The organism is Paenibacillus sp. J22FR21 (assembly GCF_056269135.1).
In genome coordinates this window covers 545511-559450 of sequence record NZ_JBWDNJ010000005.1, presented here as the reverse complement: position 1 = coordinate 559450, position 13940 = coordinate 545511, and the positions used below count along the sequence as shown (strand labels likewise).

The window sequence follows — 13940 nt, the reverse complement described above, 5'->3', positions numbered from 1 at the left end:
GGCGTGTAACGGATGACAGAGAAGAACGGCCGAGAATGGCAGTACACCTTGACGGCACATGACGCCGTCGATGAACGACATCACGGATCGATTAATATACCGATCTATCAAACAAGCCTATTCGCCTTTGAATCGTATGACAAATTTCAGGAGGCTGGGAAGCAGCAGCAGACCCATCATGTCTACTCGCGGGGAAATAACCCGACCGTGCGGTATTTAGAGGATAAGCTGGCCGAACTGGAACATGCGGAAATGGCGAAGTGCTTCGCTTCGGGGATGGCTGCAATCTCAGCTGCGATCCTCTCGTCGGTGAAGGCCGGTGACCATATCGTTTGCGTGGATCAGGCATACGGGCCGACGCGTTCGTTCGTGACCCAGTACTTGAAGCGCTTCGGCATTGAATCGACGCTGGTGGACGGAAGCCAGATGGACAACATTCGTTCAGCGCTTCGCCCGGAAACCAAGCTGATCTATCTGGAAAGCCCGACTTCGATGCTGTTCCAACTGCAGGACCTGAAGGCCTGTGCGGAGCTTGCCCGCAGTCGCGGAATCGTTACGATCGCGGATAACTCCTGGGCTACGCCTGTATTCCAGCGTCCATTGGAACTTGGCATCGACCTCGTCGTGCACTCCGTTACCAAGTACATCTCAGGGCAAAGCGACAGCGTTGCCGGTGTTGTGCTCGGATCGGAGCGACTCATCAGTCGAATTGCAGAGGAAGAATATATGCTGTTCGGTGGCATCATGACGGCGCACACGGCTGCCCTGGTTACTCGCTGCCTGCGTACGCTGCCCCTTCGCATGGAGCGGCATGAGAGCAGCACACTAAAGGTCGCGACTCATATGGCCAGCCAGCCTTATGTGTTGCGAGTCAATTACCCCTCGCTCCCTTCGCATCCGCAGTACGAGCTTGGATTAAAGCAAATGAACGGCTCGAGCGGGTTGTTCTCGTTCGAATCTGCCGAGTCTCCGGAGAAGATGCGGCAATGGGCGGGCCAGTTGAAGCTGTTCAAGATCGGGGTCAGCTGGGGCGGCTTCGAGTCACTCGTCATCGTTAATCCGGCTTACGCTGGTTGTACGGCAGAGGCGCGCAGCCTGATCCGTCTGCATATCGGATTGGAGAGCGTCGACGATTTGATCCGTGACTTGGATCAGACCTGGGCGCAAGTTGGCGATTTACAGCTATAACAGGTTCTGAAAGCTTGGATTCGTAAATGCGGGGAGTGATTCGTTTGTGGCTAAGATCCAACGGCAATTGATGCCTGAGCTGGTATCGCAGGAAATTCAAAATTATATTGAAGAGAAAGGCCTTCAGGAAGGAGATAAGCTTCCATCGGCCGAGGTGATGACGCAGATGTTCGGCGTTGGTCGCTCTTCTCTCCGAGAAGCGCTGCGCTATCTGGAGGCGATTGATGTCCTCACCGTCGCTAACGGAAAGGGGATCTATGTCCGAGATGTAGGCACTTATCGGTTTGCCGGTAAAATCAAAATAGAAAATGAGAAGCGATTTTTGCTTTCGATATTAGATGTGCGCCGGGCGCTGGAGGGAAAGGCGGTCGAATTAGCAGCCCAGCGGATTACGCAGGTTCAAATTGATGAACTGACGGCATGTTTGAAGGAATACAGCCGTCTGAAAGAATTGGGGAAACCGACCTCGCAAATCGATTTGGCATTCCACCGGGGTGTCATGAGTGCGGCGTCCAATCCGATTTTGGCCAGCGTGCTGGAGTCTATATCTGCTCTGTACGAGAAGTTTTTCAATGAACCGCTTGGTGAACAAAAGCTGTTCGACGAAACGTACGAGTACCATCATACCATGTTCGCTGCGATTGCGGTTCACGACGCGGAGCAAGCACTGGCCGAGTTTAATAAGCTTATGAATTGCATCGAGAATATTATCAAAACCTATTGATCGGAATGAAAGAACGCTAACTGGCACCGTTTTGATCCCACATCCGCATGAAGATGCAGATGTGGGATTGTTTTTGTGATTTTCGCGATTGTGATTGACAAAATATTCTAACTCTCTTCATGATACATATATCATAGTGTGCAATCGAAGGGTGAGGGAAGCTTGAGTAAAATCATGAACAGGGGGCTAAGTAGATGGCAGCGACTTCAAGTATTCTAGAGTGGACCTTGGTTTCGGAGTGTCCGATACCGCAAGACGTCCATGCACTGCTGGTGGCAGGAGAAGTAGCGGTTACGGCTTACAAAACCTTCCGCGATACGGCTATTTTCACGAATAAACGGTTAATTGTACGAGATGTGCAAGGCATCACAGGCAAGAAAGTTGAGATCTATTCTCTCCCTTATTCTTCGATTAACATGTGGTCTACAGAGAACGCCGGTGGATTCCTCGATATCAATGCAGAGGTTGAGTTGTGGACACGAGCGGGCCATATTAAAGTGAAATTGCAAAAAGGCGTAGACATTCGCAAGTTTGATATGCTGATTGCGAATGCGCTTCTGAAAGATTAAATATAGGGATCATAAAAAAGGGATTAATTGGCGTTAACCGAAATAAGTTCATAGATCCATACATCGATGCCATATATTCTACTTATAGCCATAAAACAAGTCCTAGGGGGTAATGGAATGGGGATGTTGATTATTGCTGTGCTGATGGGTGCGTGTGCTGCGGGATTGATTTTGTTCCGTAGAAATACGATTCCTGTCGATCTTCACGATCATCCCCGTTTGCAGCGAAAGCAGCAGCTGTCCGTCATTATCCCGGCTAGGAATGAAGAGGGCAACTTGCCGCATCTGCTGCGTTCGCTCCGAGCCCAGACTATAGAAGAGATTGAGATTATCGTCGTGGACGATCATTCCGAGGATCAGACAAGAGCGATTGCAGCGAGTTATGGCGTCAAAGTCATTGCGAGTCCCGAGCTGCCCTTAGGATGGACAGGTAAGAACTGGGCTGTCTGGAACGGCTACTTGCAGAGCACCGGAGAGCTCATCGCTTTTCTGGATGCCGATGTCAGACTCGCTCCGGATGCGCTTCATGCACTCATTGCGGCGAGAGAACTGGCCGGCGGAACGATCTCGGTCGTACCGTATCATCAGGCAGAGAAGCTCTATGAGAAATTGGCGCTAATCCCCAACCTCCTGGGCTTGTTCGCTTTCACATCGCCCATGGAACGGACGAATGCCACGAAAGGGTTGTACGGGTCATGTATTCTCACGACCAGAACGCTCTATGACAAGGTGCAAGGTCATGAGGGCATTAAGGGAGAGCTGCTGGACGACTTGAATCTAGGCGCTAAATTTATTGAAGCGGGTATTCCGGTCGTGAATTACATCGGGTACGATAAGGTATCCTTCCGCATGTACCCCGGCGGCATTCGCAGCGAGATTGAAGGCTTCAGCAAAGGAGCTGTGCTTAGTACGAGCAAGCTCAGTTTGCGGACAACACTGCTCGTGGCGGTTTGGTTAATCGGATTAATTATGGTGGAGGCGACTCCGTTCTTCTTGGGAACCTCATGGGGAATGCCGCTCGCGATGGGGTACGTTCTATACACCGTGCAAATTTATTATTTTGTCCACTATACAGGTCGATTCGGCAACTGGCTGCCTGCCGTTCATTTCTTGAGCACGGTATTCTTTCTGATGATCATGCTGTATTCCATTTACCAGGTTGTTTTCTTTGGACGAGTGGCTTGGAAAGGTCGAAGTATTGATGTGGGAGCTCGGAGAAAATGATGATGATCCTATGGACGATCCTATCCTACCTATCCGGATCGCTGATGTTCTCTTATTGGCTTGGCTTAATGGCGAAGCATAATTTAAAGGAGCATGGCGATGGCAATCCGGGAGCGCTGAACTTGTGGAGAGCGGCTGGTTATACGTACGGGTTGACCGGTGTTGCGCTTGATTTTCTGAAGGGGTATGTCCCGATATTCTGGCTTGTGCATACGAATGCGGTGACAGGATCGGGTATCATCCTGCCGGCTGTCGCGGCCATTCTCGGCCACATCTTCTCGCCTTTCTTACGCTTGAAGGGAGGCAAAGCAATCGCAGTTTCATTCGGCGTTTGGAGCGGGTTGACGGGCTTCGCGGCTTCGCTCGCCTATGCCGTTATTCTGGCAGTGCTCCTATTGTCGGGCCGATTGCTCAGCAGAGGAAAGCCGTCCTCTTCGGAAGCAGATGCCTTTCAAGTTGTGCTAGGCATGCTGCTGCTGGTGATCTTCTTGTTCTTTGCGAGGTATTCCGGCGCGGTCCTTCTGTTCGGAATGTTCAATTTGCTGTTGTTGGTCTATTCCCATCGAAGAGAGCTGCGCGTTGTCGTGCTCAAACGAATGGAGTGATGATTCAGCTAAGTATTGCCTTACATTTCCTGTTTTTGCTTTAGGAATGGTTCCAATTTCATGGTATAATGAAATATTGGATCAAACAGAAACGTGAGGTTACTTACTATGCAGGAGTTTAACGACTGGAATTTGAAAGTGAAGGAAACGTTCAACGCAACGAGCAACGAAGTTGTGTTAACCGTGACGGAAGCCGGCAGTTTGCTTGGCCTCTCTAAGGATCATATGAAGGTGTACGTAGAGAAACATAAACTAACCAAGGTTCCGATCATGCGAAGCGTTCATCGCTACTTGCTCCTCAAGAGCGAAATCGATGAAATTCTCGCGCAGAAATAGGATCAACCGTTAACACTATATAGGCTCTGGGACAAGGTTTCTTTCGCTAATTAAGCGATAGTGTGGTATAGTTTGATTCACGTATTAGATATGAGACTTAATGTCACATACCGAAAAGGTGCGGTGTTGCCTGATTCGGTATGTGACTTTTTTTATGAGGTTACGAAGGGGAGGACTTGCTCATGTATTTTTCACGGAAGAGACCCATTGAAGATTTGCCGTTTGAAATGACAGCCATTTGGTCATGCACGAAGGAAGGCTGCAATGGTTGGATGAGGAACAGTTACTCGTTTGAGGAAGTTCCGACATGCGCGCAATGTAAGTCTCCAATGGCTAACAGTATGAAAGAGCTCCCCATTCTACATAACTCCAGCTCCGAACTGAAGACGGCGTTAAAGAACGTAACGCCGAAGCCATAATGAACAAAGCCGACCGCTGCTGGTCGGCTTTTTTGTTGTCATTTTTCTTTGGCCCAGTTCTCATTTACCTATATACAAAATTACGTATATATATTATGTTTTATATATACATTATAGTTTTTATATACATATCCATGGGAGGATGTTCAAATTATGAATCCAATTCGTCCAGCTGCAGTACCTTTAGTAACGGTAGATCCTTATTTCAGCGTATGGTCAACTGCTGACCGTTTAACCGATGATTTCACCCGCCATTGGACGGGACAACGGCATGCCATGACAGGGCTTATTCGTATTGACGGGGTACCATATCGCTTCGCAGGCCGAGTAGAACCGAGAGCGGAGCGTTATTATTCTGAGCCGAAGGCACTTACGCAAACCAGACTCAAGGTCACGCCGCTCAGCACGATCTATACTTTTGAGGCAGCTGGTATTGAATTGACAGTTCGCTTCACGACTCCTTTGCTGCTGACGGATTTGGAGGTGCTGTCAAGACCGGCTTCTTATGTGGGATTCGAAGTGAAATCCCTGGATGGACAAGGGCATGACGTGAGTGTGTATTTCGACGTAACCGGCGAGTGGTGCGTGGATCAGACTTCCCAAGCGATCGTATCGGAGCTTACCGATAACAATGAATTGCTAGTGATGAAAATGAGCCATGAGCAGCAAGCCTATATGAATCGTTCCGGCGACGATCATCGCATCGATTGGGGCCACTTCTATTTAACCGCGCAGAAGTCGGAGCAAACGCGTGCTTATCTGCATTCGGCTAATTTGCGTAAACTCTTCGTACGTAACGAGAAACTAACGAACGAACCGGCTGCATCGCCTCAAGTGGTGGCCGAAGCGAATCCGGTTATGGCGCTCGTATATGATCTGGGTAAAGTCGGCGCATCTCCGGTTTCTGAGCTTGCAGTGCTGGCTTACGACGATGTATACGCCGTTACTTATTTCGGCGATCAGCTGCAGGCTTACTGGAAGCGAAACGGCTTAAGCGCTGACGACATGATTGCGGCGGCATTCGCTGAATATAACGAGTTAATGGAGCGCTGCGCTGCATTCGATCAGGAAATTGTGGCCGACGGAGTAAAGTCAGGCGGAGAGAAATACGGGGATCTTCTGGCGCTTTCTTACCGTCAGGCGATTGCGGCGCACAAGCTCGTGACCGATACGGATGGCGAGCTGCTGTTCCTGTCCAAAGAGTGTTACAGCAATGGCTGCATGGCAACCGTAGATGTCAGCTACCCGTCCGTTCCTTTGTTCTTACTCTACAATCCATCTCTGGTTGAGGCGATGATTCGCCCGATTATGAAGTACACCAGAAGCGATAAGTGGCCGTTCGAATTCGCGCCTCATGATATCGGGCAGTATCCGATCGGCAATGGTCAGGTATATAGCGAGAACGCCAGAGAAGGTCAAATGCCTGTTGAGGAATGCGGCAACATGCTGGTTATGGCTGCAGCTGTTTGTTTGGCCGGCGGGAATCGCGCGTATATTTTCGACCAAATGGATGTTTTCACGGAATGGACAGCGTATTTGCTGGAGTATGGTTTAGATCCGGAGAATCAGCTGTGTACGGATGATTTTGCCGGCCATTTGGCTCGTAATGCGAACTTGTCTGTCAAAGCGATCATGGGCGTCGCGAGCTTCTCGATTCTGAAGAAGCTGCAGGGCGAGGCCGATGAGGCCGCTCGCTACCGCAATGCGGCGAAGGAAATGGCTGATCAGTGGGGAGTGCTTGCTGATGACGGTGATCATACGAAGCTTGCTTTTGGCCAAGAGGGCAGCTGGAGCTTGAAATACAATTTGATCTGGGATCAATTGTTCGGCACGGAGCTGTTTGATAAAGCCATGATCCAGAAGGAAGTGGCTTGGTACTCGAAACAAAGCAACAAGTACGGTACGCCGCTAGACAGCCGGGCAACCTACACCAAATCCGATTGGCTGGTATGGTCAGCTGCATTGGCTGAAGAACAAGAAACGTTCACCGCATTGGTCGAACCGATCTGGCAGATGCTCAATGACACGGCGGACCGCGTAATGTTCTCCGATTGGACGGATACGTTGTCGGCAAGAGCACTTAACTTCCAACATCGCAGCGTAGTAGGGGGCATCTTCATGAAGGTGCTGAAAGACAAAGGAATTATGAAAGCGTAGTGCGGCTGAATAGGTAACGATAAGGGAATATTGGATGAGGGGGCCAAGGTGGCTCCCTCTATCCATTTTACTAAACAGCAATCGGATAACTTAGGGGTGAAACCATAACGATGAGCAAAACCATACTTATAACCGGCGCGTCGGCAGGCATTGGGCTCGCAACCGCGCTTAAGTTTGCACAAAACGGCTGGATTGTATATGCCGGCACGAGGCAGCTGGAGCGGGATCAGGAACAGTATGCACGGTATGACAATCTCCATTACCGCGAAATGGAGGTAACGGATCCGGATACGATTCGTACCGTAATCGATGAGATCAAACGGGAGCAGAAGCAGCTTGATGTACTGTTCTGCAATGCGGGTATCGGCTATCTGCGCGCGCTGGGACAAGCGCCAATGCAGGAAATCGAGCATATCTTCGGCACGAACGTGTATGGCGTCATGCATACGATTCAAGCTGCGCTGCCAATGATGCAGAAGGCCGGTCATGGCCATATTATTGCAACGTCCAGCGTAGGCGGCTTGGTCGGTCAGCCGATGAATGAAATCTACTGTGCAAGCAAGTTTGCGGTAGAGGGCTTGATTGAGAGTTTGGCTACCTACTACAAGCCATTTTTCAATATTGATGTGACACTGCTGGAACCGGGCGCAATCGCGACGAATTTCACCCAATCTGTGCTGGGGCATGTCGCAAGTACAGGCGGTATTCTGGAGGACGAGTATAAGCCGATCATTGATCAGTATACGAAGTCGTTCTTAAGCCGTAACGCGGAGCCTCAGTCCGCAGACGCGGTTGCGGAAGTGATGTGGGAGCTGGTGGCGATGGAAAAGAAGCCGCTGCGCATCCGTACCTCTGAGCGGGCGGAGCAGTTTGCTCACCATAAGACACAGAACGATCCTACCGGACTGGACGGCGTGCGCGGTATACGCAAGCTGCAGCTCGGGATCGAAGATTAAGGCGGGAAGCCTAATCGTGAGGATGAACGACCTTTTGGGGTCGTTTTTTGTTGTTTCATGGGATATTTTGGGGAGTTTTGGCGAGAAAATTATGGTAGACTAGTGTGGAAGCCATTACATAGGTCTGCAGGAGGAGTAAACGTATCATGTTCTTAAGCATTAGAAGCCGGCTGGCAGTGAAGTTATCTGTTCTTATTTTGGCTACTCTCGTCATCCTGTCTACCACTTTGATTTACTTGCAAGTCCAGAACACGAGGAAAGCAAGCGAAGAAGCGATCGGCAGCTTTGGCATGCATACAGCTGAGGCCTATGCGGGACAATTCGATGTCAAGCTGTACGAGACGTATACGAAGGATGCTAAGGAGAATGATCTCTATTGGCAAATTCGGGATGCCATGAATGATTATCGTCAGCGGATCGGCGCTTTGTACGTATATACGATTCAAATCAATGACCAAGGGGAACCGATTATTCTAATCGATGGTCAGCCTAAAGCGGATGAGGATGCTTCACCGATTGGTGAAGTGACTGATATGCCGAAGGATGCCATAGCGTTGGTGTTAGAAGGAAAATCAGCCAAATCCGGCATTATTCATAATCCCGAATATGGGACTTATATTTCATCTTACGCGCCGCTTCGCAATGAATCGGGTACGATCATTGGCGCTATTGGTATTGATACGGATATCTCGGTATCGACAACCATCTATAAGGAAGTTTTGAAATCCAGTACGCCGTTATTTGTCATCATGGGTATTGTAATCTTGCTTGTGTTTATCTTCATTACCGTGTTCCTGTCCCGTGCATTAAGGCCTTTAAGGATTGTCGTAAAAGGGGCAGAAGCGATGGCCGAAGGAGACTTCTCTGCTGCGAAGGGACATCTTGGCACCATGCGAGTAAGCTCGCCCGATGAGATCGGCCAAGCTTTCACGGCGATGAACAAAATGAGCGACAGACTTGGCGTTACGCTAGGCAATGTAGTTCGGGATATGCAGGTAACGACGCAGGATCTCATTCATTCCACTGATCAGTTTGGCTCGGAGGCGGGGCAGCTGGTCGACTTGAACGAGAAGCTCGAGCTATCCATCTCGCAATTGGCGGATGGCGCGCAGCATCAGCGTATCGGAGCAGAAGAAAGCGCCAAATCGATGGAGGAAATTACGTACGCGATTCAGCGCGTATCCGAGGCGTCATCTCAAGTGTCGAGCGCCTCTGTAGAAGCGCTTGATTCCGCGGAACAGGGCCGTAATTCCATTCACCAACTAAGAACGCAAGTGGTCTCCATCTCCGATGTAGCAAGGCAGACGAACGAATCCGTCTTAGCTCTGAATGCATTCATGCAAGAGATGGAGCCGGTGCTTGCTTCCATCTCGAGTGTTGCGGATCAAACGAAGCTATTGGCACTGAATGCTTCCATTGAGGCGGCAAGAGCCGGAGAGCATGGCTCGGGTTTTGCCATTGTAGCCGGTGAGGTGCGTAAGCTGGCTGAAGCTTCTTCTGTGTCTGCTAATCACATCACTTCGCTTCTTGGGCAGATTGCGCAGGAGTCCGCTCATATCGGCAAGCGAATGTTGGAAGGCAGCGCAGAGATGAACCGGAGCACGGAGCTGTCCGGTTATGTGGAAATGATGTTTGATCAGACGGTTGATCGATTCCATCTGGTGAACAGTCAGATTCAGGAGATCTCCGCGGCGGCTGAGGAAGTGCTGGCAGGCTCAGAAGAGGTTGCGGCATCGGTAGAGCAAATTTCGCAAATCTCGAGTACAGCTGCAGACAACACCGCATTGATTCAGAGAATGTCAGCCGATCAACTGGCAGCGACCAAGCGAATTGCCGTTACAACGGAGCAGCTGAAGCTGCGAAGCTCGGGTCTGGAAGAAGCGATTGAGAAGTTTAAACTATAAGCAGTGAAGGCCACATCCGGGTGCGGATGTGGCCTTCTTGTGTTCTGTCGAACGTTGCAGGTTAACTAGGCAATTTATCCTATTATTTCCTACTCTTACATGGTGATTTATGGTATAAAACTAATAGATAGATTTGCCAAGATGAGAGGGGCATCCGCCAACATGGAAGGGTTTATTAGAAAGAATCGCGCACGGCATTTATCATTGAAAGCTGTGCTATGTTTTGCATTAATTGTTGTTTTGGCAACAGTGAGTCTCAGGAACTATTCCTATGCAGAGGAAACGACAGCTGCCAGCAGTGCAGTCGAGCTAACAGCCGGTCTGAAGCATATCCCGGGTGTGAAGAGCTTCAAAACCGTCATCAACCGGACAGAGCTGCCTGAACAAGCGCAATTATTTACGCATATTACCGTTCAATCCTCCAATGCTCCATTTGCTGTTAATGAAATCGGCGTTGCAGCCTATGTGGGCCTGCCTGAGCCGTATTCGGCAAGCGGTTATAACAGCGGCCTTCCAAGCGGCGGAACCTATTACGCGCTGACGATTCTCTATGATGATAACCGCAACCCGCTTGCATACAACGAGACGACAGTTAAGGTCCTTAATGAAGAGCAGACACAACCGGCACAGCCAAGCCAGCCATCCAATCCGAATAACTATGGCAATGACATCGACCCGAACTACAACAGTGTCGGAGAATCCCAGTTCTCGGATATTACGAATCAATATTGGGCTTTCAGCGCCATTCAAGACCTGAATACAAGAAACGTCATCAGCGGCTATCCGGATGGCAAGTTTAGACCGGATAAAGTCGTTACGCGTGCTGAGTTTGCGAAAATCATGGTGCTGGCAGCGGGGCTTACCCCTGCGAAAGTAGCCAAAACAAGCTTCTCCGATATTAAAGCAACGGATTGGGAAGCTCCTTTCGTAGAGGCTGCCAAATCGTACTTGAGCGGATATAAGCTTTCGAGCGGCAAGCTCGTATTTAAACCGGATGCACCGGCAACTCGTGAGGATGTTGCAGTAGCGATCGTGAAGCTCAAAGGCTACAACAAGACGAAGCTGCCTGACCGCACGATTATTCAAGCGATGTTTAAGGATTACAATTCGATTTCCTCGTATGCGAAGGACTATGTGGCACTGGCGATTGAGAACAACCTCGTTTCCGGCTTCCCGGATGAGACGTTCCGAGCGCAGCAGCCTGTAACGCGCGCGCAAGCAGCAGCGATGCTCTGGAGAGCGTATCAATATGGGGATGAGAACAAGGAAGAGAATGGCGATGACGAGGAAGTCGTCGATATCGTGGATGGCGAAGAAGCAGAGATCGTCGAGTTTCCGTCTTAACACATAGTTCGGTGTCCTCCTAAACGGGGACACCTTTCATTTCTTTATAAAGGGGCATCGATCATGAAAGGTTTATCCAAGCTGTTACTTCTTATTGTGGTTATCGCTCTGCTCATACCGGCTTATTCCGCATCGGCGGCGGAAAGTCAGCTCCGTGATGTTCATATTTACCGAGCGTTGTGGAAGGGCGATCCTCGAATTATTAAGCCCATTCAAGACGTGTCGTTCGACTTTATCGTATCCACGCGAGAGCATATTAACGGTTCAGACATGGTGTTTATTGATAAGGCAGGAACGGATTTTGTGCTTAAGGCGGAAGGCTATCCGGATGTGTATGCGCAACTCAGAGGTGGGTTTGGAGATCCGGCAGACTCGGGTTTTGAATTCCATATTAATGACTTGAGTAAAATGGTCGACGGTGTCTCTTACCAGCTCATTGCGCCATCCATCAGTACAGAGTATGTATGGCATGTAGAGGCCGGCGTTGTCGTGGTGAAAGGCGCATCGAGCGGAGCGCCGGCTGACCAGGCGCCTCCTGCTCCGGGCGGCTCGCTGGATTACGGCAATGATATCGACCCTAATTACGGTCAGCCTGCTAGCTCAACCTTCAAAGATGTCGCCAATAATTACTGGGCGCTGACTGCGATTGAGGACTTAGCGAAGCGCGGCGTGTTGGGCGGTTATCCCGATGGCAAGTTCAGACCGGAGAAAATCGTGACGAGAGCAGAGTTTGCCAAAATCATGATGCTGGCCGCCGGCATGAAAGCGAAGAAGGTGACTAAGTCCACCTTTGCCGACCTACAGCCGTCCGATTGGGAGACGCCGTTCGTTGAAGCATCGAAGCAATACTTGAACGGTTACAAGCTCTCCAGCGGGAAACTGGTGTTTAAACCGAGTTCGCCTGCACTTAGAGAGGATGTTACGACCGCGCTGGTTAAGCTGAAGGGTTATGACAAGACGCATCTGCCTGATCAAAGCATGATCCAGGCGATGTTTAAAGACTTTAACGGCATTTCCAAGTTTGCCAGAGATGCTGTGGCAATTGCGATCGAGACAGGCATTGCATCGGGATACCCGGATGAAACCTTCCGCCCGCAGCAGCCGGTTACCCGTGCGCAGGCAGCGGCTATGCTATGGCGAGCTTATCAGTTCGGCAATTATAATAAGTCGGATGATACGGAAGATAAGGTTGAGCTCGGCGATAACGACAATGCCGGCGACAGCGAAGAAGTGCAGCAGCCGGGGAATGGAACAGGCTACTCCGTAACGGTGCAAGTGGCGGACTTGAATGGAGAAGTCGTTAATACCGGTGTATATTTGCGTGGCGAGGATCGCGATTATCCGGTCACGAACGCAGATCGAGCTGCTGGCACCTATACGTTTAAGCAAATTCCGAACGGATCCTATAAGATTATGTTTCACTACTCCGGTTATAAACTGCAAACCTCGAATAAGATCACGGTTAAAGGGTCAAATTTGAGCAAAATATCGCTTCAGTTATCCGTTCCTACTTACACCTTGAGCGGTAAGGCAGTTGATGCCGGTGGGAACCCGCTTGCTGATTTGCCCGTTAGGCTTGTAACATCCGGCAATGACGGCAGTTACTGGCCGGGGACGGACTCGGATGGAGAGTTTAAGCTGACCGATATCGCCCCGGGCAGCTACAAGCTAGTTATAGGTGAGCAAAGTCATCCTGCCGCTACATTGGACATTGTCGTGGATGGCGACCAGTCAGGCATTATTGTACAAGCAGGCAATTAACAGAAACCGGCCACTGCATTCGCTGCAGAGGCCGGTTTTATTTTAGAGATATAGTCCTGCCGTATAGAGATCGGTGATGTTGACTGCGATTTCCTCGACCGAGCTTTGGTGCTCGTCCCGAACGATTTCCCATAGGTACATTTCATTCGTATAGAACCAGCCGCGTGCGATCAGCAGGTGGTTGAGGTCGGTTCGTGCCAGTCCATGCGACTGCGAATAGGCGATGTCGCTGGATATCCGCTGAATAAACTTCTCGCGGATGCCCTTCCACTTATCGGAGATGATAGATGAGATGCCGATCGCCTGCTCGAAAACTTGCATCATATGACGCTCTGCCTCGGCCATTAAGAGAAAAGCTAAGGTTTGTTTGCGTATGGTGTGAACCGCTTCTTCCCGCGTTGCCGGCACGAAAGAAATGGCGGCAATTTCATAAAACTGCTCCATGACATTCTCCATTAATACGCTTAACAAATCTTCTTTTCCTTGAAAATGAACATAAGCTGTTCCATACCCGATTGAGGCGGCATGAATCATCTGCGAGATGGTCGCTTTATGGAACCCTTCCTCCAGAAACACCTGCTTGGCGGCAACCAATAGTTTCTGGCGAGTCAGCGCGGAGCGTAAGTGTCGTTTATCTATCGTTTTCTCTGTGGCCATCTCGTGCTCCCCCTCCGTCCATACCCTTCTAGAATATAAGAAACGGATGGAAAATGAAAGGTTCGTTCAGACGTAGGCGCAGCATGAAGGGTGCCT

At 50.0% G+C, this 13940-nt stretch carries 13 protein-coding genes; 12 read left to right on the top strand and 1 reads right to left on the bottom strand.

Annotated features, from left to right (window positions below):
- Positions 1 to 12: 12 nt before the first annotated feature.
- From AC0YNS_RS20920 to AC0YNS_RS20865, 12 genes are all read left to right on the top strand, one after another.
- Complete coding sequence (locus AC0YNS_RS20920) at positions 13 to 1188, top strand: trans-sulfuration enzyme family protein (protein ID WP_475782906.1); 1176 nt, start codon at positions 13 to 15, stop codon at positions 1186 to 1188.
- Positions 1189 to 1234: 46 nt separating this feature from the next.
- Positions 1235 to 1912 (top strand): FadR/GntR family transcriptional regulator, encoded by a 678-nt coding sequence (locus AC0YNS_RS20915; RefSeq protein ID WP_475782905.1) that lies wholly within the window; start codon positions 1235 to 1237, stop codon positions 1910 to 1912.
- A 194-nt stretch (positions 1913 to 2106) separates the two neighbouring features.
- A complete protein-coding gene (locus AC0YNS_RS20910; RefSeq protein ID WP_475782904.1) occupies positions 2107 to 2481 on the top strand; it encodes a PH domain-containing protein in 375 nt (124 codons plus the stop codon).
- 117 nt (positions 2482 to 2598) lie between these two features.
- Complete coding sequence (locus AC0YNS_RS20905; RefSeq protein WP_475782903.1) at positions 2599 to 3705, top strand: glycosyltransferase family 2 protein; 1107 nt, start codon at positions 2599 to 2601, stop codon at positions 3703 to 3705.
- The gene (locus tag AC0YNS_RS20900; protein ID WP_475782902.1) at positions 3702 to 4310 is read left to right on the top strand and encodes a glycerol-3-phosphate acyltransferase; all 609 of its coding nucleotides are present in this window, start codon (positions 3702 to 3704) and stop codon (positions 4308 to 4310) included. The genes AC0YNS_RS20905 and AC0YNS_RS20900 overlap by 4 nt, the downstream gene beginning before the upstream one ends.
- A gap of 108 nt (positions 4311 to 4418) precedes the next feature.
- Positions 4419 to 4646 (top strand): helix-turn-helix domain-containing protein, encoded by a 228-nt coding sequence (locus AC0YNS_RS20895; protein WP_090982761.1) that lies wholly within the window; start codon positions 4419 to 4421, stop codon positions 4644 to 4646.
- Between the two features lie 182 nt (positions 4647 to 4828).
- The gene (locus AC0YNS_RS20890) at positions 4829 to 5065 is read left to right on the top strand and encodes a cold-shock protein (RefSeq protein WP_475782901.1); all 237 of its coding nucleotides are present in this window, start codon (positions 4829 to 4831) and stop codon (positions 5063 to 5065) included.
- Positions 5066 to 5218: 153 nt separating this feature from the next.
- On the top strand, positions 5219 to 7222 hold the full coding sequence (locus tag AC0YNS_RS20885) for a glutaminase family protein (RefSeq protein WP_475782900.1): 2004 nt from the start codon (positions 5219 to 5221) through the stop codon (positions 7220 to 7222).
- A 110-nt stretch (positions 7223 to 7332) separates the two neighbouring features.
- Positions 7333 to 8178: an SDR family oxidoreductase gene (locus AC0YNS_RS20880; RefSeq protein WP_475782899.1), complete on the top strand. Its 846-nt coding sequence runs from the start codon at positions 7333 to 7335 to the stop codon at positions 8176 to 8178.
- 146 nt (positions 8179 to 8324) lie between these two features.
- Positions 8325 to 10082: a methyl-accepting chemotaxis protein gene (locus AC0YNS_RS20875; RefSeq protein ID WP_475782898.1), complete on the top strand. Its 1758-nt coding sequence runs from the start codon at positions 8325 to 8327 to the stop codon at positions 10080 to 10082.
- Between the two features lie 162 nt (positions 10083 to 10244).
- On the top strand, positions 10245 to 11426 hold the full coding sequence (locus AC0YNS_RS20870; protein WP_475782897.1) for an S-layer homology domain-containing protein: 1182 nt from the start codon (positions 10245 to 10247) through the stop codon (positions 11424 to 11426).
- A gap of 63 nt (positions 11427 to 11489) precedes the next feature.
- Positions 11490 to 13187 (top strand): S-layer homology domain-containing protein, encoded by a 1698-nt coding sequence (locus AC0YNS_RS20865; protein WP_475782896.1) that lies wholly within the window; start codon positions 11490 to 11492, stop codon positions 13185 to 13187.
- 42 nt (positions 13188 to 13229) lie between these two features.
- Here AC0YNS_RS20865 and AC0YNS_RS20860 read toward each other — a convergent pair whose 3' ends face one another.
- Positions 13230 to 13844, bottom strand: a complete 615-nt coding sequence (locus tag AC0YNS_RS20860) for a TetR/AcrR family transcriptional regulator (RefSeq protein ID WP_475782895.1) — start codon at positions 13842 to 13844, stop codon at positions 13230 to 13232.
- Positions 13845 to 13940: the final 96 nt, after the last annotated feature.

Excerpts from the sequence above, each read along its gene's own strand:
- AC0YNS_RS20920 (WP_475782906.1), top strand. The coding sequence starts at position 13 with ATGACAGAGAAGAACGGCCGAGAATGGCAGTACACCTTGACGGCACAT.
- AC0YNS_RS20910 (WP_475782904.1), top strand. The coding sequence starts at position 2,107 with ATGGCAGCGACTTCAAGTATTCTAGAGTGGACCTTGGTTTCGGAGTGT.
- AC0YNS_RS20905 (WP_475782903.1), top strand. The coding sequence starts at position 2,599 with ATGGGGATGTTGATTATTGCTGTGCTGATGGGTGCGTGTGCTGCGGGA.
- AC0YNS_RS20900 (WP_475782902.1), top strand. The coding sequence starts at position 3,702 with ATGATGATGATCCTATGGACGATCCTATCCTACCTATCCGGATCGCTG.
- AC0YNS_RS20895 (WP_090982761.1), top strand. The coding sequence starts at position 4,419 with ATGCAGGAGTTTAACGACTGGAATTTGAAAGTGAAGGAAACGTTCAAC.
- AC0YNS_RS20890 (WP_475782901.1), top strand. The coding sequence starts at position 4,829 with ATGTATTTTTCACGGAAGAGACCCATTGAAGATTTGCCGTTTGAAATG.
- AC0YNS_RS20885 (WP_475782900.1), top strand. The coding sequence starts at position 5,219 with ATGAATCCAATTCGTCCAGCTGCAGTACCTTTAGTAACGGTAGATCCT.
- AC0YNS_RS20880 (WP_475782899.1), top strand. The coding sequence starts at position 7,333 with ATGAGCAAAACCATACTTATAACCGGCGCGTCGGCAGGCATTGGGCTC.
- AC0YNS_RS20875 (WP_475782898.1), top strand. The coding sequence starts at position 8,325 with ATGTTCTTAAGCATTAGAAGCCGGCTGGCAGTGAAGTTATCTGTTCTT.
- AC0YNS_RS20870 (WP_475782897.1), top strand. The coding sequence starts at position 10,245 with ATGGAAGGGTTTATTAGAAAGAATCGCGCACGGCATTTATCATTGAAA.
- AC0YNS_RS20865 (WP_475782896.1), top strand. The coding sequence starts at position 11,490 with ATGAAAGGTTTATCCAAGCTGTTACTTCTTATTGTGGTTATCGCTCTG.
- AC0YNS_RS20860 (WP_475782895.1), bottom strand. The coding sequence starts at position 13,844 with ATGGCCACAGAGAAAACGATAGATAAACGACACTTACGCTCCGCGCTG.